At 60.7% G+C, this 19997-nt stretch carries 18 protein-coding genes; 14 read left to right on the forward strand and 4 right to left on the reverse strand.

Going from position 1 to position 19997, the window contains the following annotated elements:
- Positions 1-91 precede the first annotated feature (91 nt).
- From dusB to hflX, 8 genes are all read left to right on the forward strand, one after another.
- Complete coding sequence (gene dusB / locus ADU59_RS17580) at positions 92-1117, forward strand: tRNA dihydrouridine synthase DusB (protein WP_068955461.1); 1026 nt, start codon at positions 92-94, stop codon at positions 1115-1117.
- Positions 1114-2271, forward strand: coding sequence for a two-component system sensor histidine kinase NtrB (locus ADU59_RS17585; RefSeq protein ID WP_068955462.1), 1158 nt, complete (start codon positions 1114-1116; stop codon positions 2269-2271). The genes dusB and ADU59_RS17585 overlap by 4 nt, the downstream gene beginning before the upstream one ends.
- A complete protein-coding gene (gene ntrC, locus ADU59_RS17590; RefSeq protein ID WP_068955463.1) occupies positions 2268-3722 on the forward strand; it encodes a nitrogen regulation protein NR(I) in 1455 nt (484 codons plus the stop codon). The genes ADU59_RS17585 and ntrC overlap by 4 nt, the downstream gene beginning before the upstream one ends.
- Positions 3723-3930: 208 nt before the next feature.
- A complete protein-coding gene (locus ADU59_RS17595; protein ID WP_068955464.1) occupies positions 3931-6204 on the forward strand; it encodes a sensor histidine kinase NtrY-like in 2274 nt (757 codons plus the stop codon).
- Positions 6194-7558: a nitrogen assimilation response regulator NtrX gene (ntrX, locus tag ADU59_RS17600; RefSeq protein WP_068955465.1), complete on the forward strand. Its 1365-nt coding sequence runs from the start codon at positions 6194-6196 to the stop codon at positions 7556-7558. Before ADU59_RS17595 ends, ntrX begins: the two co-directional genes overlap by 11 nt.
- 32 nt (positions 7559-7590) lie before the next feature.
- Complete coding sequence (locus ADU59_RS17605) at positions 7591-8454, forward strand: D-amino-acid transaminase (RefSeq protein ID WP_068955466.1); 864 nt, start codon at positions 7591-7593, stop codon at positions 8452-8454.
- A gap of 111 nt (positions 8455-8565) precedes the next feature.
- Positions 8566-8808 (forward strand): RNA chaperone Hfq, encoded by a 243-nt coding sequence (gene hfq, locus ADU59_RS17610; protein WP_018325164.1) that lies wholly within the window; start codon positions 8566-8568, stop codon positions 8806-8808.
- A 78-nt stretch (positions 8809-8886) separates the two neighbouring features.
- A complete protein-coding gene (hflX, locus tag ADU59_RS17615; RefSeq protein WP_068955467.1) occupies positions 8887-10212 on the forward strand; it encodes a GTPase HflX in 1326 nt (441 codons plus the stop codon).
- A gap of 55 nt (positions 10213-10267) precedes the next feature.
- Here the strand turns inward: hflX and mazG are convergent, their stop codons facing one another.
- Complete coding sequence (gene mazG, locus ADU59_RS17620) at positions 10268-11101, reverse strand: nucleoside triphosphate pyrophosphohydrolase (protein WP_068955468.1); 834 nt, start codon at positions 11099-11101, stop codon at positions 10268-10270.
- 5 nt (positions 11102-11106) lie between these two features.
- Positions 11107-11694, reverse strand: a complete 588-nt coding sequence (locus ADU59_RS17625; protein ID WP_068955469.1) for a deaminase — start codon at positions 11692-11694, stop codon at positions 11107-11109.
- A gap of 245 nt (positions 11695-11939) precedes the next feature.
- Between ADU59_RS17625 and cysG the strand changes: the two genes are divergently transcribed.
- From cysG to ADU59_RS17650, 5 genes are all read left to right on the forward strand, one after another.
- Entirely contained in the window at positions 11940-13400 is a 1461-nt protein-coding gene (gene cysG / locus ADU59_RS17630; protein WP_068955470.1) for a siroheme synthase CysG, read from the forward strand.
- Between the two features lies 1 nt (position 13401).
- Positions 13402-13713 carry a DUF2849 domain-containing protein gene (locus ADU59_RS17635; RefSeq protein WP_068955471.1) on the forward strand — a complete coding sequence of 104 codons (312 nt, stop codon included), beginning with the start codon at positions 13402-13404 and terminating at the stop codon, positions 13711-13713.
- A 14-nt stretch (positions 13714-13727) separates the two neighbouring features.
- Positions 13728-15401, forward strand: a complete 1674-nt coding sequence (locus ADU59_RS17640; protein ID WP_068955472.1) for a nitrite/sulfite reductase — start codon at positions 13728-13730, stop codon at positions 15399-15401.
- 30 nt (positions 15402-15431) lie between these two features.
- The gene (locus ADU59_RS17645; RefSeq protein ID WP_068955473.1) at positions 15432-15929 is read left to right on the forward strand and encodes a DUF934 domain-containing protein; all 498 of its coding nucleotides are present in this window, start codon (positions 15432-15434) and stop codon (positions 15927-15929) included.
- Between the two features lie 138 nt (positions 15930-16067).
- Complete coding sequence (locus ADU59_RS17650) at positions 16068-16880, forward strand: ferredoxin--NADP reductase (protein WP_068955474.1); 813 nt, start codon at positions 16068-16070, stop codon at positions 16878-16880.
- Positions 16881-16960: 80 nt separating this feature from the next.
- Here ADU59_RS17650 and ADU59_RS17655 read toward each other — a convergent pair whose 3' ends face one another.
- Both ADU59_RS17655 and ADU59_RS17660 read right to left on the reverse strand, forming a co-directional pair.
- Complete coding sequence (locus ADU59_RS17655) at positions 16961-17581, reverse strand: GntR family transcriptional regulator (RefSeq protein WP_068955475.1); 621 nt, start codon at positions 17579-17581, stop codon at positions 16961-16963.
- A gap of 190 nt (positions 17582-17771) precedes the next feature.
- Positions 17772-19505 (reverse strand): M10 family metallopeptidase C-terminal domain-containing protein, encoded by a 1734-nt coding sequence (locus tag ADU59_RS17660; protein WP_068955476.1) that lies wholly within the window; start codon positions 19503-19505, stop codon positions 17772-17774.
- Between the two features lie 137 nt (positions 19506-19642).
- On the opposite strand from ADU59_RS17660, the gene ADU59_RS30290 reads away from it, so the two are divergent.
- On the forward strand, positions 19643-19921 hold the full coding sequence (locus ADU59_RS30290; protein WP_068955477.1) for a hypothetical protein: 279 nt from the start codon (positions 19643-19645) through the stop codon (positions 19919-19921).
- Positions 19922-19997 lie beyond the last annotated feature (76 nt).

Below are 19997 nucleotides of genomic sequence, written 5' to 3' on the forward strand. Positions count from 1 at the left end.
GCTTTACCAGTTGTCCAGGGAATTTTGTCATCGAGCTCTGAAATCGCTTGGCAAGCCTGTCAAGTATGTCTAAAAATAGTGCAGAATAAAGATGTGCCCGAAAGATAATCATTTGCAGATACCGGATTTGTCATCCCCGTTCCGGGTTGGGCGGCTCTCCTTGCGAAACCGCGTCGTGCTTGCGCCGATGTCGGGCGTGACGGATTTGCCCTTCCGGCAGCTGGCCTGGCGGTTCGGCGCAGGCCTTGTCGTGACCGAGATGGTAGCAAGCCGCGAGCTTGTCGGCAACGCATCGGAAAGCTGGGCGCGGCTCAAGAGTTCCGGCATCGATCCGCATATGGTGCAGCTGGCGGGGCGCGAGGCCCATTGGATGGCCGAGGCGGCGAAAATTGCCGCCGGCAACGGCGCCGATATCATCGATATCAATATGGGCTGCCCGGCCAAGAAGGTGACCGGCGGTTACTCCGGCTCCGCGCTGATGCGTGATCCCGATCATGCCCTGTCGCTGATCGAGGCGACGGTCAGGGCGGTTGATGTGCCTGTGACGCTGAAGATGCGTCTCGGCTGGGACGAGAATTCCATCAATGCACCGCTGATCGCCCGGCGGGCGCAGGAGGCTGGCGTCCAGATGATCACCATTCATGGCCGCACGCGGATGCAGTTTTATAACGGCAAGGCCGATTGGGACGCGATTCGCGCGGTTCGGGATGTGATTTCGGTTCCGCTCGTCGCCAATGGCGATGTCACCTCCACGGCGGACGCTGCCGAAATCCTGACGCGCTCCGGTGCCGATGCGGTGATGATCGGCCGATCCAGCCAGGGTCGGCCTTGGCATGCCGGTGTGCTTGCGGGAGCGGCCGCACATCCGCAACAGGCGGAAATCGCAGACATTGTCGCCGAGCATTACGGCATGATGCTCGAATTCTACGGCATCGATATTGGCCTGAGACATGCGCGCAAACATATCGGATGGTATCTCGACCGGTTCGCGCCGCATCTGGCGTCGCAGGAAAGGGCAGCGATCATGACGTCCACCGACGCCCATGTTGTCCTTTCCCGCGCAGTCGCAGCGATCGTCGCCGAAACCGGGCGCGAAGATGAAAAGGACGCTGCATGACCGAGAAAATACACGACGAGGACAGGAAGGTCGCGGATTCGCTGCCCATGGCGGTGCTGAACGCCATCCAGAACCCGGTGATCCTGGTCGATGAAAATGGTCTCGTGGCCTTTGCGAACTGGGAAGCGGAGGTCTTTTTCGGGGCCAGTGCCAATTATCTCGCCCGCCATGACATCAGCGCCTTCATTCCGTTCGGAAGCCCGTTGCTGACGCTGATCGAGCAGGTTCGCGAACGCCGCGCCGCCGTCAACGAATACCGCGTCGATCTCAGTTCCCCGCGTCTTGGCGCCGACAAGCTCGTCGATCTCTATGTCGCGCCGGTTCTGTCGGAACCGGGCTCTGTGGTCATCGTCTTCCAGGAACGGTCGATGGCCGACAAGATCGACCGGCAATTGACGCATCGCGCCGCAGCGCGGTCGGTCACCGGTCTCGCCTCGATGCTGGCCCATGAGATCAAGAACCCGCTGTCGGGCATTCGGGGGGCGGCCCAGCTTCTCGAAACGTCCGTCAATGACGAAGACCGGGCGCTGACGCGGCTGATCTGTGACGAGACGGACCGCATCGTCTCGCTGGTCGATCGCATGGAAGTGTTTTCCGACGAGCGGCCGGTTGACCGTCATCCGGTCAACATCCATTCGGTGCTCGATCATGTGAAGGCCGTCGCCAAGGCCGGCTTTGCCCGCAAGATCCGCATTACCGAGAATTACGACCCGTCGCTGCCGCCGGTCTATGCCAACCGCGACCAGCTGATCCAGGTCTTCCTCAATCTGATCAAAAACGCCGCCGAGGCCGTCGCCGACAAGCCGGACGGCGAGATCATGCTGACCACCGCCTACCGGCCGGGTATCCGCCTATCGGTTGCCGGAACGCGGGAAAAGATCTCGCTGCCGCTCGAATTCTGCGTCCATGACAATGGACCGGGCGTCCCCTCCGATCTGGTGCCGCATCTGTTCGACCCGTTCATCACCACCAAGACCAATGGTTCAGGCCTTGGCCTTGCGCTGGTCGCCAAGATCATCGGCGGCCATGGCGGCATTGTCGAATGTGACAGCCAGTCGAACCGCACGACATTTCGCGTTCTGATGCCCGCGTCGAAAGGACCGACGGCCGAAGACAGCGAGCCACTGACCATCATAAAAGGACAATCCCGATGACTGGCGCCACTATCCTCGTCGCTGACGACGACGCTGCCATCCGCACTGTGCTCAACCAGGCGCTCAGCCGCGCCGGCTATGACGTCCGTATCACCTCGAACGCCGCCACCTTGTGGCGGTGGATATCGGCGGGTGACGGCGATCTCGTCGTCACCGACGTGGTCATGCCGGACGAGAATGCCTTTGATCTCCTGCCGCGCATCAAGAAGGCGCGTCCCGATCTGCCGGTTTTGGTGATGAGTGCCCAGAACACCTTCATGACGGCGATCAAGGCCTCGGAAAAAGGCGCCTATGATTACCTGCCCAAGCCTTTCGACCTGACCGAACTGATCGCCATCATCGGCCGGGCGCTGGCCGAGCCCAAGCGCAAGCCGGTCAAGCTGGAGGACGATCCGCAGGACGGCATGCCTCTGGTCGGCCGTTCTGCCGCCATGCAGGAGATCTACCGGGTTCTGGCGCGTCTGATGCAGACCGACCTGACGCTGATGATCACCGGCGAATCCGGCACCGGCAAGGAACTGGTTGCCAAGGCGCTGCACGACTACGGCAAGCGCCGCAACGGGCCGTTCGTTGCCATCAACATGGCGGCGATCCCGCGCGATCTGATCGAATCGGAACTGTTCGGCCATGAGAAGGGTGCCTTCACCGGCGCGCAGAATCGCTCGACAGGCCGCTTCGAGCAGGCGGAAGGCGGCACGCTGTTCCTCGACGAAATCGGCGATATGCCGATGGATGCGCAGACCAGGCTGCTGCGCGTGCTGCAGCAGGGCGAATACACGACGGTCGGCGGACGCACGCCGATCCGCTCCGACGTGCGCATTGTCGCCGCCACCAACAAGGACCTGAAGCAGTCGATCAATCAGGGCCTGTTCCGCGAGGATCTCTATTACCGCCTGAACGTCGTGCCGCTGCGCCTGCCGCCGCTGCGCGATCGTGCTGAGGATATTCCCGATCTCGTTCGCCATTTCGTCCAGCAGGCCGAAAAGGAAGGCCTTGACGTCAAGCGCTTCGATCAGGAAGCGCTGGAGCTGATGAAGGCTCACCCCTGGCCCGGCAACGTCCGCGAGCTTGAAAACGTCGTGCGCCGCCTGACCGCGCTCTATCCGCAGGACGTGATCACCCGCGAGATCATCGAAAGCGAATTGCGCTCGGACATTCCCGACAGTCCGATCGAAAAGACGTCGAGCCGCTCCGGTTCGATGTCGATCTCGCAAGCCGTGGAAGAGAACATGCGGCAGTATTTTGCCGGGTTCGGCGATGGGCTGCCGCCGGCCGGACTTTACGACCGCGTGCTGGCCGAAATGGAGTATCCGCTGATTCTGGCGGCCTTGACGGCAACGCGCGGCAATCAGATCAAGGCCGCCGATCTGCTGGGCCTGAACAGGAACACGCTTCGCAAGAAAATCCGCGAGCTTGGCGTTTCCGTTTACCGCAGCTCACGCAGCGCTTGACTTCACACCGGGAAGCGTTGCATTTTCGCCACAATATGTTGCTTTGAAAGCACACGGATGACAGCCTGTCATTCGTTGGATCCGATTTTTTGGCATGTGGAAGCACGGCGCCAGCAAGATCCAGTGCGGTCATTTTCTTGGCCATGGAGCGTAAAATGCCCGCCGCTTTCCTCTGGAGAGCGCCGCCGGGTCGGGGGATGCATTTCTGATGGCCGAAGGGCTGATTGTGCCGCTGGAGAAGGACGAGGTTGCGATCGTTGGTCACGACCGACGCGCGTCTTTTGCGTTTCCGGGCCTGTTGCTGGCAATCGGCGCGCTGGCCTGCGCGATCGTATCCTTGCTGGTGCTTCTCGGCTTGACGCCGATCAAGCCCGAAACCAACATCATCATCGGTTCGGCCTCGATCAACGCGCTGTTCGTCATCGGGCTGCTCTTCCTGATTGGCCGCGAGATATTGCGCCTTCTGAAGGCCCGCAACCGGGGCAGGGCGGCGGCCCGGCTGCATGTGCGCATCGTCGCCCTGTTCTCGATCGTTGCGATCACGCCGGCCATTCTGGTGGCGATCTTCGCCAGCATTACGCTCGATGTCGGCCTTGATCGCTGGTTTTCGCTGCGCACGCAATCGATCGTCAGTTCCTCGCTCGATGTGGCGCAGGCCTATGTGCTGGAGAATGCCAGCTATCTTCAGGGCCAGACAGTGTCGATGGCCAATGATCTGGAGCGCAACCGCCAGCTCTACAGTCTCGACCGGACCGGTTTCGTCGAACTGATGACGCGGCAGGCGCGCGGGCGCGGCATGCTTGGCGCCTTCCTGGTGCGGGCGGACGGAACGCCCATCCTTCAGGCGAACATCCCGACCGAGCGGCCGCTGCCGGCCATTCCGAGAGATGCGCTGCTCAGCACCGTGTCCGGCCAGCCCACCCTCATTCCGCCCGGTATCACCAACCTCGTCGGTGCGATCATTCCGATCGACAACATCGACGGTGCCTATCTCTACACCGTTCGCAGCGTCGATCCGAAGGTCATGCGCTCGATGCGGCTGATGGAGGAGAACACTGCCGAATACAAGAATCTCGAGGCTGGCCGTACATCGTTGCAGGTCGCATTCGGGGTGCTCTATCTCGGTTTCGCGCTGATCGTGCTGTTGGCCGCGATCTGGACCGCGATCGCGGTTGCCGACCGGATCGTCCGGCCGATCCGGCTGTTGATCGGCGCGGCCGATAGCGTGGCGACCGGTAATCTGAACGTCATCGTGCCGGTGCATGCGGTCGATGGCGATGTCGGCAGCCTGTCGCGTACCTTCAACAAGATGATCGCCGAAATCCGCACGCAGCGGGACCAGATCCTTGAGGCAAAGGACGAGATGGACGACCGGCGCCGGTTCATCGAAGCGGTGCTGTCCGGCGTGACAGCCGCCGTGATCGGCGTCGAGGACGACCGGCGCATCACCATTGCCAATCCGTCGTCGGAGCATTTCCTGTCGCGCACCACGCTGGAACTGGTCGGCGAAAGGCTCGCCGACGTGGCGCCTGAAATCGAACAGGTGCTCAACGAAGCCGCCAGCCGCCATCGCAACGATTACCGCAAGCAGATCAACATCATGCGCGGCGGCACCGAGCGGACGCTGAACGTGCAGGTGACGCGCGAGGAATCGCACGATGCCAAGGATTCCTACGTCATCACCGTCGATGACATTACCGACCTCGTGATCGCGCAGCGCTCGACCGCCTGGGCCGACGTCGCCCGCCGCATCGCCCATGAAATCAAGAACCCGCTGACGCCGATCCAGCTGTCGGCCGAGCGCCTGAAGCGCCGCTACGGCAAGCAGATCAACCAGGACGACCGGGCCGTGTTCGACCAGTGTACGGATACCATCGTTCGCCAGGTCGAGGATATCGGCCGCATGGTCGATGAATTCTCCGGTTTCGCACGCATGCCGAAACCGACGAAGGAGCAGGCCGATCTGCGCAATATCCTGAAGGACGCGATCTTCCTGCGCGAGATGGGCAATACCCATGTGACCTTCATCCGAGATCTCGGCGAAGAGCCGCTCGACGGCACCTTCGACAGCCGCATGCTCGGTCAGGCTTTCGGCAACATCATCAAGAACGCGGTCGAGGCGATCGAAGCCTTGCCGGCCGATGCCGTGCGTGGCGAACATACGGTGATGGTGCGCTCGCGCCGGAATGAAACCAGTGGCCGGTTCGTTATCGATATCATCGACAACGGCAAGGGGCTGCCGACCGAAAATCGCCATCGCATTCTCGAGCCCTATATGACCATGCGGGAAAAGGGCACCGGCCTTGGCCTCGCGATCGTCAAGAAGATCATCGAGGATCATGGCGGGCTATTGGAACTGCATGACGCACCCGCCGATTTCGATCGCGGCCAGGGCGCCATGATTCGCATTCTTTTGCCGCCGGCCGGACAGGGCGGCGGCAATGAAGACAGACAGGATAAGGATACTTCCTATGGCGGCTGACATTCTGGTTGTGGACGACGAGGAGGACATTCGTGAGATCGTCTCCGGCATTCTGTCCGACGAGGGCCACGAGACCCGCACGGCATTCGACAGCGATAGTGCTCTTGCCGCCATCAGCGACCGCGTGCCGCGCCTTGTCTTTCTCGACATCTGGATGCAAGGCAGCCGTCTTGACGGTCTGGCGCTGCTCGACGAGATCAAGAGCCGCTATCCCGACCTGCCAGTGGTGATGATTTCCGGGCACGGCAATATCGAGACCGCCGTTTCGGCGATCCGCCGCGGTGCCTATGATTTCATCGAGAAGCCATTCAAGGCGGACCGGCTGATCCTGATCGCCGAGCGGGCACTGGAAAATTCCAAGCTCAAGAAGGAAGTCACCGAGCTGAAGAAGCGCTCGGGCGATCCCGTCGAACTGATCGGAACCTCCGTTGCCGTCTCGCAGTTGCGCCAGACCATCGAGAAGGTTGCGCCGACCAACAGCCGCATCATGATCCACGGCCCGTCAGGCTCCGGCAAGGAACTGGTCGCCCGCATGATCCACCGCAAGTCTTCGCGCGCCGGCGGTCCCTTCGTGGCGCTGAATGCGGCCGCGATCACGCCGGACCGCATGGAAATGGCGCTGTTCGGCACGGAAGGAACGCCCGGCCAATCGCGCAAGACCGGCGCGCTCGAAGAGGCCCATGGCGGCATTCTCTATCTTGACGAAGTCGGCGAGATGCCGCGCGAGACACAGAACAAGATCCTGCGCGTGCTGGTCGATCAGCAGTTCGAGCGGGTCGGCGGCTCCAAGCGCGTCAAGGTCGATGTCCGCATCATCTCCTCGACGGCCTACAATCTCGAAAGCCAGATTGCCGAGGGCGCCTTTCGCGAGGATCTCTATCACCGTCTGGCGGTCATTCCCGTGCGTGTGCCGGCGCTGGCCGAACGGCGCGAGGACATTCCGTTCCTGGTCGACATGTTCATGCGCCAGGTCAGCGAGCAGGCCGGCATCCGTACCCGCAAGATCGGCGATGACGCCCTGGCCGTTCTGCAGTCGCATGACTGGCCGGGTAATATCCGCCAGCTGCGCAACAATATCGAGCGCCTGATGATTCTCGCCCGCAGCGACGGTCCGGATACGGCGATTTCGGCCGATATGCTGCCGAGCGAAGTGGGTGACAGCTTGCCGAAGATTTCGGCGCAGGGCGATCATCACATCATGACGCTGCCGCTGCGGGAAGCGCGCGAGATGTTCGAGAGGGACTACCTGATTGCCCAGATCAACCGTTTCGGCGGCAATATTTCGCGCACGGCGGAGTTTGTCGGCATGGAGCGCTCGGCGCTGCACCGGAAACTGAAATCGCTCGGCGTTTAACGTATATTCCATCCTTCCAAGACAGGTCATCTATGTCGAGAATTGCCTATGTCAACGGCGCTTATCAGCGTCATGCCGAAGCCGCTGTCCATGTCGAGGATCGGGGCTTCCAGTTCGCCGACGGCGTCTATGAAGTCTGCGAGGTCCGCCACGGCTTCATCGTCGATCTGACGCGCCATCTCGACCGTCTCGACCGGTCGTTGCGGGAGTTGCGGATCGCATGGCCGATGACTCGCGCGGCACTTGTTGTCGTCATTCGCGAGGTCTTGCGGCGCAACCGGGTGCGCAACGGGCTGTTCTATTTGCAGGTGACGCGCGGAGCGGCACGCCGGGATCACGTTTTTCCCGCAGACGGAACGCCATCGACGATCGTCGTGACGGCGAAGAGAACCGACACTTCGGCCATCGCCAAAAAGAATGCGGTTGGCATCAGCGCCATCACGGTGCCTGAAAACCGTTGGGACCGCGTCGACATCAAGTCCGTCGGCCTGCTGCCGAATGTGCTGGCCCGCCAGGCCGCCAAGGAGGAGGGCGCCCAGGAGGCGATCTTCATCGATCCGGATGGCACGGTGAAGGAAGGGGCGGCGACCAATGTCTGGATCGTCGACAAGGATGGCAGGCTGCGGACGCGTCATGCCGATCACGGCATCCTGCGCGGCATAACCCGCACGACGCTTGCCGATGTGACGGCCGCGATCGGGCTGGAGATTGTCGAGCAGGCCTTTTCGGTCGAAGAGATGCTCGAAGCGCGGGAAGTCTTCATCACCGCTGCCACCAGCATCTGCTTTCCTGTCGTGACTGTTAACGGTAAAACCGTCGCCAATGGCCATCCCGGCAGCGTGTCACAGAAAATTCGTGAAGCCTTTTTCGACATTGCGGAAAAGACCGCGATTTGATACCAAATCCGGGGGGACGCTTTAAAGACTGGTTTTTTTCAGCGTTCGGGCTATTCAGATCGTATAATCAACCGGTTAAATCGGACCGGACAATAAGAAAGAAGCGGCGCTATGGCGGAACGTTCTCAGAACTTGCAGGATCTTTTTCTCAACACCGTCCGCAAGCAGAAGATATCTCTGACGATATTTCTTATCAATGGTGTGAAACTGACGGGCGTCGTCACGTCTTTTGACAATTTTTGTGTCCTTTTGCGGCGTGACGGGCATTCCCAGCTCGTATACAAGCACGCCATCTCGACAATCATGCCGGGCCAGCCGATGCAGATGTTCGAGAGCGAAGAATCCGCATCCTGACGGGATACAAGACACATTACCAAACGTGATCCAAAATCGGCGTCGATCATCCCGGAGCTTGAAAAGCTGCGCGACGACATGCGCGCCGTCGTCATCGTCCCCGTCCTGAAAAAGACCGGCAGACAGAATGCGGAAATCATTGCCGCGACCTCGACCCGCAGCGACGAAAGCCGGCTGGAAGAGACGATCGGGCTGGCGCTCGCCATCGATCTGGAGGTCGTGCACGGCATGATCGTGCCGGTCGCCCAGCCCAAGCCAGGCACGCTGCTTGGAAGCGGCAAGATCGAGGAGATCGGCCATCTCTTGAGCGAGCACAATGCCGGTCTCGTCATCATCGATCATCCGTTGACGCCCGTGCAGCAGCGCAATCTCGAAAAGGAATGGAACTGCAAGGTCATCGACCGGACCGGTCTCATCCTGGAAATCTTCGGCCGCCGCGCTTCCACCAAGGAAGGCACGCTGCAGGTCGAACTTGCCCATCTGAATTACCAGAAGGGCCGACTGGTGCGCAGCTGGACCCACTTGGAACGCCAGCGCGGTGGCGCCGGTTTCATGGGGGGGCCCGGTGAAACCCAGATCGAAGCCGACCGCCGGCTGCTGCAGGAAAAGATCGTCAAGCTGGAAAAAGAGCTTGAGCAGGTCCGTCGTACCCGCCAGTTGCACCGCGCCAAGCGCAAGAAGGTGCCGCACCCGATCGTCGCCCTTGTCGGCTATACCAATGCCGGAAAATCGACCCTGTTCAACCGCATCACCGGTGCGGGCGTGCTGGCCGAAGACATGCTGTTTGCCACGCTCGATCCGACGCTGCGACGCATGAAGCTGCCGCATGGGCGTATGGTCATGCTGTCCGATACGGTTGGCTTCATCTCCGACCTGCCGACGCATCTCGTTGCCGCCTTCCGCGCGACGCTGGAAGAGGTGCTGGAAGCCGACCTGATCCTGCACGTGCGCGATCTCGCCGATCCCGACAATCAGGTGCAGGCACAAGACGTGCTGCGCATCCTCACCGATCTCGGCATCGATGAGAAGGCTCGCTCCGAGCGCATCATTGAAATCTGGAACAAGATTGATCTGCTGGATGCCGAAGCGCATGACAGTCTCGCCCAGAAGGCCGTCAACAGCGAGAATACCGTCGCGGTTTCGGCCGTGACAGGCGAGGGCGTTGATCATCTGCTTGATGAGATCAACAAGCGGCTGTCCGGCGTGCTGATGGAATGCAACGTCGTCCTGCCGGCTGACAAGCTGCAACTGCTGTCTTGGGTCTACGAACACACGATGGTCGACGGCCGGGAAGACATGGAGGACGGCTCGGTGAGCCTTGATCTCCGCATGACGCCAAGCGAATCGGAAGAACTGGATCGCCGCCTCGGCAACGGTCCGAAAGCGGCCGGGCAGGACTGGTAGCGTTGACATTGGCCTGACGTAACGGGATTCCGTTACGTCGATGGAACGGATCCCGTTACGTCAGTTGCCGTTCGATCGACTTGGCCGCCTGCCAGATCTCTTCCATCCTTTCCAGCGTTGCCTCCTGAAGGCTTTCGCCTCCAGCCTCCAGTTCCGTCTCGATATGGCCGAATCGACGCCGAAACTTTATGTTCGTACCGCGCAGCGCCATCTCAGGATCGGCCCCGACGTGGCGACCGATGTTGACGACCGCGAAGATCAGGTCTCCGAGTTCGTCGGCCACCTTGGCCTTGTCGTTTAAGGCCAGCGCTTCCCGCAGTTCGGCGATCTCTTCCTCGATCTTGTCGAGGATCGGCTCCGGGGAGGACCAGTCGAAGCCGACCTTGGCCGCCCGCTCCTGTAGTTTCAGGGCTTCGACAAGGGCCGGAAAACTGCGCTGGACCGAACCGAGATGCCCCTTGTTGGCATCCTCCGGCAGACCGCGGAGTGCGCGCCGCTCACGGCGTTCGGCTTTCTCCGCCTGCTTGATCTGGTCCCATTGCAGCTTGACCGCATGCGGCGTGTCAGCGTCGGACCGGGCAAAGACATGCGGATGACGGCGGATCATCTTGCGGGTGATCGCCTCGACCACATCGCCGAAAGCAAAGTCTCCGGCTTCTTCCGCCATGCGGGCATGAAAAACCACCTGCAACAGCAGGTCGCCAAGCTCGTCGCAGAGATCGTCCATGTCGCCGCGCTCGATGGCGTCGGCCACCTCGTAGGCTTCTTCCAGCGTATAGGTCTTGATGGTCTCGAAGGTTTGGACGATGTCCCAGGGGCAGCCGGTTTCCGGCTGGCGCAGGGCTTCCATGATCTCGATGAGGCGGGTGATGTCCTTGGAGGGCTGCATGGGGCTCAATTCAGCGGAATGGCGTTGTCGTCCTTGCCGGACTGATAGGCATCGGACAGGGATTGGTAATTTTCGCGGATGCGCTTGTCCTGCGCTCGAAGCGCCGGTTTTGCCGCATCCTCGGAGGTCGCCACCAGATCGGCGATCGACGAGGACCGCCAGAAGGCGTTGGTCTTGGCATAGCCGCCGGGATCGAGCCGGAAAACCTCTTTCAGGATTTTCAGGTCGTGCGGGATGGCAAAGGCGTCCCGCGAATCCTCGTGGCTGAAGAAGTAGTAGAAATTGTCGAAACCGGCCCAGGTGATGGCCGACAGGCACATGGAGCAGGGCTCATGGGTGGACAGGAAGATCAGGTCCTTGGTATCGACCTTCTCGGCCTTTTCGTAAAAACGCTTCAGCGTATGCACTTCGCCATGCCAGAGCGGGTTTTCCGTCTCATTGTTGGTTTCGGCGATAACCAGCGACAGGTCGGATTTCCGCAGGATCGCCGCTCCGAAGACCTTGTTGCCGGCAGCCACGCCTTTTTCCGTCAGGGGTAGAATATCAGTTTCGATGACGGTCAGCAGGCGTTCTGCAAGGTCGGAATTCTTCATTGAGGCATGCTCCGCGATAGGGGAATGACGGCATTTAACGGATATGGACCGCACTAGGCAATGCCGGATGATGGTATCGGAAGCCGGTGGCAGCTGTGCCACAGCCGGTGATATTTGCTCAATTTATGCTGAAGTCGAGCAAAAGAATATCCGCCTGCAAAGGCATCGGAATTTCTGTTTCTTCAATTTTCGTTGTATAAAAGGGATATTCCCCAGAACCTGTAACAGGATCAGATTCCCACGTCATGACCGACCAACTGACCGTCTTTCCGGCCTTCTTCCGCGTTGCGCAGAAATGCGTGGCGGTTTTCGGCAATGGTGACGAGGCGTTTGCCAAGGTCAGGCTGCTTCTGAACACGCAGGCCCGGATTATCGCCTATGCGGATGAGCCGGACGCGGGGTTTGCCTCTTTCCTGTCTGCCAATGCCATCGAGACCGTCAAGGCGCCTTTCGACGCGTGTCAGGTTGATGGCACAACGCTGGTGTTCGCAGCGACGGGCGATGCCGCGCAGGATCGCGTGATCGTCGCCGCTGCCCGCGCACAGAAAATCCCGGCCAATGCGGTCGATCAGCCGGAATTCTGCGATTTCCTGACGCCGGCTCTGGTCAATCGCGCGCCGGTCGCCGTTGCCATCGGCACGGAAGGCGCTGGTCCTGTGCTGGCGCAGATGATCCGTGCCCAGATCGATCAGCTTCTCTCGCCATCGCTTGGCGCGCTGGCGTCGCTGGCGCAGGCCTATCGCGATACCGCCGATCGGCTGTTGCCGCGTGGCGTATCCCGCCGTGTGTTCTGGCGCCGTTTCTTTTCCGGCCCCGTCGCCGATCAGGTCGCGCTTGGTAATGTTGCCGAAGCCCGGCGCGAGGCGTCGCGGCTGTTGCGCGCCGTCGATCGTGTTCCCGGTCATGTCTGGCTGGTCGGCGCCGGTCCGGGGGCTGAGGATCTTTTGACATTGCGCGCCCAGCGCGTGATGATGGAAGCCGATGTGATCGTCTATGATGCGCTGGTGCCGCAGGCGATCGTCGATATGGGCCGCCGCGATGCCGAACGCCTGTCGGTCGGCAAGCGCAAGGGTTGCCATTCGAAATCGCAGGACGAGATCAACCAGCTTCTGGTGCGCCTTGGCCAGGATGGCAAGCGCGTCGTGCGGCTGAAATCGGGTGATCCGTTGGTCTATGGCCGTGCAGGCGAAGAGATGGCCGCGTTGCGCGAAGCCGGTGTGACCTATGAGATCGTGCCCGGCATCACCTCTGCTTTTGCCGCCGCCGCCGATTTCGAACTGCCGCTGACGCTGCGTGGCGTCGCCTCGTCGCTGATCTTTACCACCGGCCATGACCTGACCGGTGACGTCCTGCCCGATTGGGCGCGTCTTGCCATTTCCGGCGCGACCATTGCCGTCTATATGGGCCGCACGGTTGCCGCCTCCGTCGCCGCCCGCCTGATGGAGGCCGGGCTACCGGCTGAAACCACCGTCGCTGTGGTGGAAAACGCCAGCCGGCCGGAGCGCAAGCTGTTGCACGGCACGCTCAAGGATCTGCCGGATCTGCAATATCGTGACGAACTGGATGGCCCGGTGATGGTGATCATCGGTGACGCCGTTGCCGGCGCGAATTTCGGGCGTTCCGAGCCGCTCGTGAAGGGCAAGCCGATCGACGCGGCTACTCCGATTACCGCGCCGCGCAAACAGACTGATGAAGTGAGGAACTGACATGGCCGACAAGGTATTGACCGCAAACCGCCTGTCCGACGGCATTTCCGTCTGGCTCGACGCCTCGGGCCAATGGGTGGAATCGCTGCAGGATGCCTTCATTGCCCGGCACGCGGAAGCCGTTTCGGCCCTTGAGGCGACCGGAAAAGCCGCCTTCGCCGACAACAAGGTGGTTGACGTCAATGTCATAGACATTGAAGAAGTGGATGGTGTTCTGCGGCCGTTGCGTCTGCGTGAGCGCGTTCGCGCCGAAGGCCCGACGATCGATTATGCGCCGGGATACAAGGGCCTGGGCCCCGTGCAGGCCGCTTAAGGAAAAGAAGACCGATGTACCGTTACGACGAATTCGACCATGCCTTTGTTGCCGACCGCGTTGCCCAGTTTCGCGATCAGGTGGGCCGCCGCCTGTCCGGCGAGCTTGCCGAGGATGCTTTCAAGCCGCTGCGGCTGATGAACGGCGTCTATCTGCAGCTTCACGCCTACATGCTGCGCGTTGCCATTCCCTATGGCACGCTGAACAGCAACCAGATGCGCATGCTCGCCCATATCGCCCGCAAGTACGATCGGGGTTATGGCCATTTCACCACGCGACAGAACATCCAGTACAACTGGCCGAAACTCTCCGACACGCCGGATATCCTGGCCGATCTCGCCTCCGTCGAGATGCATGCGATCCAGACGTCGGGTAACTGTATCCGCAACGTCACGGCCGATCATTTTGCCGGGGCTGCCGCCGATGAAGTCGCCGATCCGCGTCCTTACGCCGAGATCCTGCGCCAGTGGTCGTCCGTCCATCCGGAATTCTCCTTCCTGCCGCGCAAGTTCAAGATTGCCGTCACGGGTGCCGAGCGCGACCGCGCGGCCATCCAGGTGCATGACATCGGCCTGCACCTGAAGAAGAACGATAAGGGCGAGATCGGCTTTGCCGTCTATGTCGGCGGCGGGCAGGGGCGCACGCCAATGATCGCCAAGAAGATCCGCGACTTCCTGCCGGAAGAGGATCTCCTGTCCTACACCACCGCCGTCATGCGCGTGTACAATCTGCATGGCCGCCGCGACAACAAGTACAAGGCGCGCATCAAGATTCTCGTGCACGAAACCGGCGCCGAGGAACTGGCGCGTCAGGTCGAGGTCGAGTTTGCCGAACTGAAGAACACCGAGCTGAAGCTGCCGGAATCAGACATCCAGGCCATCACCACCTATTTCGCCCTGCCGCCGCTGACAGAGCGGCCGGAAGGCTGGGCCAATCTGGCCGGGTGGAAGAAGGCTGATCCGGACTTTGCCCGCTGGGTGCAGCAGAACGTCCAGCCGCACAAGCATCCCGACTACGGCATGGTGACGGTATCGCTGAAGCCGATCGGCGGTATTCCGGGCGATGCCAGCGACAGCCAGATGGATGCGATCGCCGATCTGGCGCAAGAATACGCCTTCGACGAAATCCGCATCAGCCACGAGCAGAACATCATCCTGCCGCATGTGGCGCTGGCGGATCTCGAAGCGCTCTATCGCGGTCTCGTCTCGATTGGTCTGGCGACCGCCAATGCCGGTCTGATCACCGATATTATTGCCTGTCCCGGCTTGGACTACTGCGCGCTCGCCAATGCGCGCTCCATCCCGCTGGCGCAGGAAATCTCCACCCGTTTCGGCAATCCCGACCGGCAGGCCGAGATCGGCGAGCTGAAGATCAAGATCTCCGGCTGCATCAATGCCTGCGGCCACCACCATGTCGGCCATATCGGTCTGCTTGGCGTGGAAAAGAAGGGGGCCGAGCTCTATCAGATCACGCTTGGCGGATCGGGCGACGAGAACACCTCGATCGGCGAAATCATCGGGCGCGGCTTCGAGCCGGAAAAGGTGACGGACGCGGTCGAGATCATCGTCAACACCTATCTCGGTTTGCGCAAGGATGCTTCGGAGATATTCCTCGATGCCTATCGCCGCGTCGGGCCGCAGCCGTTCAAGGATGCCTTGTATGGCGGCAGTGCCCAGGCAGCGGCCTGATGACGGGTATCGGGAGGCAAGGATAAAGACATGACGAAAATCTGGAAAGAAACCGGCTTCGTGACCGACGATGCCTGGGTTGTCGAAACCGAGGAAACCAAGGCCGGTTCGAACGAAAAGGCCATTCTCGGCCTCGACGCCTTCATCGAGAAGGCATCGGCCGGCGACAGCGGCCTTGGCGTGCTGATCAATCCGGCCGACGACGTGACGCGGCTGCAGCCGTTTCTCGAGCAGGTGTCGCTGGTCGCCGTGGCGTTTCCGGCGTTCAACGACGGCCGGGCGTTCAGCCATGCGTCGCTGCTGCGGGCTCGTCTCGGCTATGGCAGGGAAATCCGCGCCGTCGGTGACGTGCTGATCGATCAGGTGCCGCTGATGCTGCGCTGTGGCATCGACAGCTTTGCGGTCAGCAACGAAACGGCCCTCAGGCGCCTGTCCGAAGGGCGGCTGCCGGGGATCGACAATCACTACCAGCCGACAGCCAGACCGTCGGCGGATGCGAAATCCTACAGCTGGCGGCGGGTCTCCTGAGCGCTGCGACACACTGAAGCACACATCAATCTGCAAAAGGCGCTATAATTGGAACGGAATTGCTTCCAAACCAGCGCCTTTTGGACTATCCGCTGATACCTGAAAGAAACAGTCATCATTACAGGACCTGACGCCGAGATGAATGCTCCTGCCAAGATCGAAGAATTTGCCGTTACCGTTCCCGCCGGCGTGTTTGCCGAAACGGTGACGAAGGTCACGCATTATACGGATCGGCTGTTCAGCTTCCGCATGACGCGCCCGGCCGAGTTCCGTTTCCGTTCGGGTGAGTTTGCGATGATCGGCCTGATGGTCGATGGCAAGCCGGTTTATCGCGCCTATTCGATCGCAAGCCCGGCCTGGGACGAGGAGCTGGAATTCTTCTCGATCAAGGTGCCGGATGGTCCGCTGACTTCGCATCTGCAGAGCATCCAGCCCGGAGATCAGGTGCTGATGCGCAAGAAGCCGACCGGCACGCTGGTGCTCGACGCCCTGACACCCGGCAAGCGCCTGTATATGTTTTCGACCGGCACCGGCATCGCGCCGTTCGCGAGCTTGATCCGCGATCCGGAAACCTTCGAGAAATTCGAGGAGGTTATCCTCACGCATACGACCCGCGACGTCGCCGAACTGAAATACGGCTTCGATCTTCTCGAGGAAATCCGCAACCACGAGTTCCTGGCGGAGCTGGTCGGCGATAAGCTGCGCCATTACGCGACGGTGACCCGCGAAGACTATCCGTTCAAGGGCCGCATCACCAACCTGATGCGCGACGGCAAGATGTTCTCCGACCTCGGCCTTCCGGCCTTCGATCCGGCGGTGGACCGCGGCATGATCTGTGGCTCGACCGAGATGCTGAAGGAAACCAAGGAAATTCTCGAGGGCGCAGGCCTGAACGAGGGCGCCAACAACAAGCCGGGCGAATTCGTTATCGAGCGTGCTTTCGTCGGGTGATCGCCTACCGAAATTTGCAAACGAAAACGGCGGCTCTCGGGTCGCCGTTTTCGTTTGTAACGCGTTCAAAGGGCGGGGTGTTACCGCTCACCCAGATAGTCCATCAGGTTTTCCATCGCTTTTCCAGCGGCTTTCGTATCGGCCTGATGGATGGCGCGGATGACCTTGACGTGCAGATCGACCGAGCGATCCATGCGCTGCGTCGAGGCGGCGCTGAACCAGAGCCGGCGGGCATGGGTTTGCAGCGGTGCGAGCGTCGATGTCAGGAAGGCGTTGGGGCAGGCGGCTTCCATGATTTCGTCGAACGCCTTGTCGGCGGCGAGAAAGCCTTCCATGTTCGCGTTGATCGAGCAGGCCATCATCGTCTGGGCGCACGCGATCATCGTTGCTCGCGCCTCGGCGTTGGCGTGTTCGGCGACAAGGGCGGCGGCAAGCGGCTCCAGCTTGCGGCGCACCTGCATGATATGGAGATGGTCATCCTGCTTGATGAGCGTGATCTGCAGGCCGACGCGGGGGCGCACCGCGATCAGGCCCTGCCACGCCAGTTTCTGGATGGCTTCGCGCACCGGGGTGCGGCCGTGCCCGGCCATATCGATCAGCTGTTTTTCCGTAACGAGAGAGCCGGGCTTGAGCTTCAGGGTAACGATGAGGCTTTCCAGTGCCAGATAGGCCAGATGCGCCTGCGATGATGATCCTGTCATGCCTTTTCCCGGTTTGTGATATATCACATGCTGGCACAGGTCGAAATGAATGGCAAGAACTCTGATATATCACGAAGGGGCGCCCATGCGGCGCGGCTGGAATTGCCGATCCTGTAATATTGAAATCGTTATGAAAAAGAGGCCGGTTCCTAGCGATCCGGCCTCTTTTCGTCTGATCTACAGCTGGTGCTTAGAGGATGAAATATCCCTTTTGCAGGGAGATGGCATCATCGAGATGAATGGCAAAATCCGCTGTCTTGTCGCCGTTCACATCGCCATAAATGTAGGTGTCCGATGCCTGTTTCACATATCTGAGTTCGGCGGGCTTGCCGCTGAACGCGCTGGTGCCGATGAAGTTGAACGCCTGGTCGCCGGTTACTTTCGTGTTGGCGTCGATGCCGGAGATGTCGATCCTGTCGCCCTGCGCGCCGAGGAAATCGAATATGCTGTCCTGGCCGGCCGCAGCCACTGTGGATTCCGTCGCCGATTTGAAGATGAACCTGTCGGCTCCGCTGCCGCCGTAGAGATCATCTGCGCCCGCGCCACCAAACAGCTTGTCATTCCCGGCGCCTGCCGATAGCAGATCGTTGCCGCCGCCGCCGGATAGGGTATTGGCGCCGGTGTTGCCGTAGAGTTTGTCGGCGTGGCTTGAACCGGTCAGGTTTTCGATCGACGAGTAGCTGTCGCCCTTGGCGTCGTTGGTGTTTGCCGATGGCGTAACGAGACTGGCCACGACGCCCTTCGTGGCGCCTGCGTAGCTGGCGGCGTCGGTGCCGCTGCCGCCGTTCAGCTTATCCGCGCCGGCACCGCCCACCAGAGTATCGTTTCCGGCTTCGCCGTTCAGCGTGTCGTTTCCGCCATTGCCGTAGAGCGCATTGGCCACTTCGTTGCCGGTGATCCGATCGTTGCCGGAGCCAGCCTTCACATCCTCAATCAGTGACTTGGTATTGCCATGGTAGAGCAGCGCGTTGAAGATGTTGCCGCGCGCATAGCCGTCGTTCGGCCCGCCACCCAGCCAGGACAGCTGGTCGGCGCTGAACATCGAGGATTTGCCCGGGCGAAGATCGATCGTCATCGCGGTCTTGTAGGCGGTCAGGTCGAACGTATCCCGGCCGCCGCCGTCCCATAGAGTAGCGAAGATGCGGTTTGCGCCCGGCGAGATCGCAACCTCGCCGTCGATGATGGTCTGGCCGCTGGTGGGCGTCCATTTATAGACGGTGTTGCCGCTCTTGGTGTCGAAATCCGCGCCATACATATGCTGAAGGGCTGCGATATCCGCCATCATGAATGTTTGCGGTGCGCCGAATTCCTCGTAGATATAGCCTTCGGCAGTGTCGCCGACGAAACCGTTATAGGTCATCACCGTATATTCGATCGAATTGTTTCCGGCCGGCACCGCACCGAACGTGTCTGTCTCATGACCATGTTTCAAGCCGAGCGCGTGGCCCAGCTCGTGGATGAGGGTATGCCAGGCATAGTTGCCGGCGACCGGCTTTCTGTAGTCGCTGACGGTTCCCGCATAGGCCGTGCTGAACCATATGTCGCCGGCGGAATCATAGGAGCCTGGATAATAGGCATAGGCCGTGGGCGTTGCCTCATCGGATTGCGCAAACCGCAGGTTCGCCGTGGCCGCGCTGCCGGCCGAGAATGACAGCTTGGTGAACCCCTCGACGGAAAAACCGTCATTGGCCGTGGTTCCAAAGGATTGCTCCATGGCAAACAGAGCGGCATTTTTCTGTGCGGTCGAAACGGCGCCGAAATTGTTGTTCAACTCCGCCGGGTCGGTATAGGCATACTGGCTGGCAAGTGTCGGGAAAGCGTAGGTGACGCTGGTGCCGTTCCATGCGTAGCCGGAAATAACGCCGTCGATCAATGGGTTGCCCGTATCGAAAATGGTTTTTGACGTTGTATTGATACCCGTCATTGTTTGCCCTTCGTGCTGAAAGATAGAAATCTGCGGCGTATGGACCGATTGGGAAATGCGACTTGCAAGACGCACAGTGAGCCAGTCTATGCTATCGATCGCACAGGGAACTTTACCAAAACTGAAGAGATTCCGAGATGTCCGTCACGATTGGAAAACAATGGCCGCTCGCCACCTTTTTCTGGGCTGCGATAGCAGGCTTTTGGGGCGGCCCGGTGCAGGCGGCGCAAGTGCCAAAGGGAACCGGCGGCATCATGGCGCCGGGACCGGATGTGGAGGCGGCTGTTCAGTCCGAATATGATGGTGTCGTCAGGAAAGGCACACGCGAAGCCTATGAGCGCTTTATCCGGCGCCATCCGGGGCACAAGCTTGTCCAAAAGGCGCGCGAAGCGCTTGCCAAGGGCGGGCTTCGATAACCGCCAGCGGATTCCCCGTCCGTTCGGCACTCTGGTTAAAATTGTCCACAATCACAAAAGCTTGGGCGCGGGCGAA

Source organism: Pararhizobium polonicum, assembly GCF_001687365.1.
Taxonomy (GTDB): Bacteria; Pseudomonadota; Alphaproteobacteria; order Rhizobiales; family Rhizobiaceae; genus Pararhizobium; species Pararhizobium polonicum.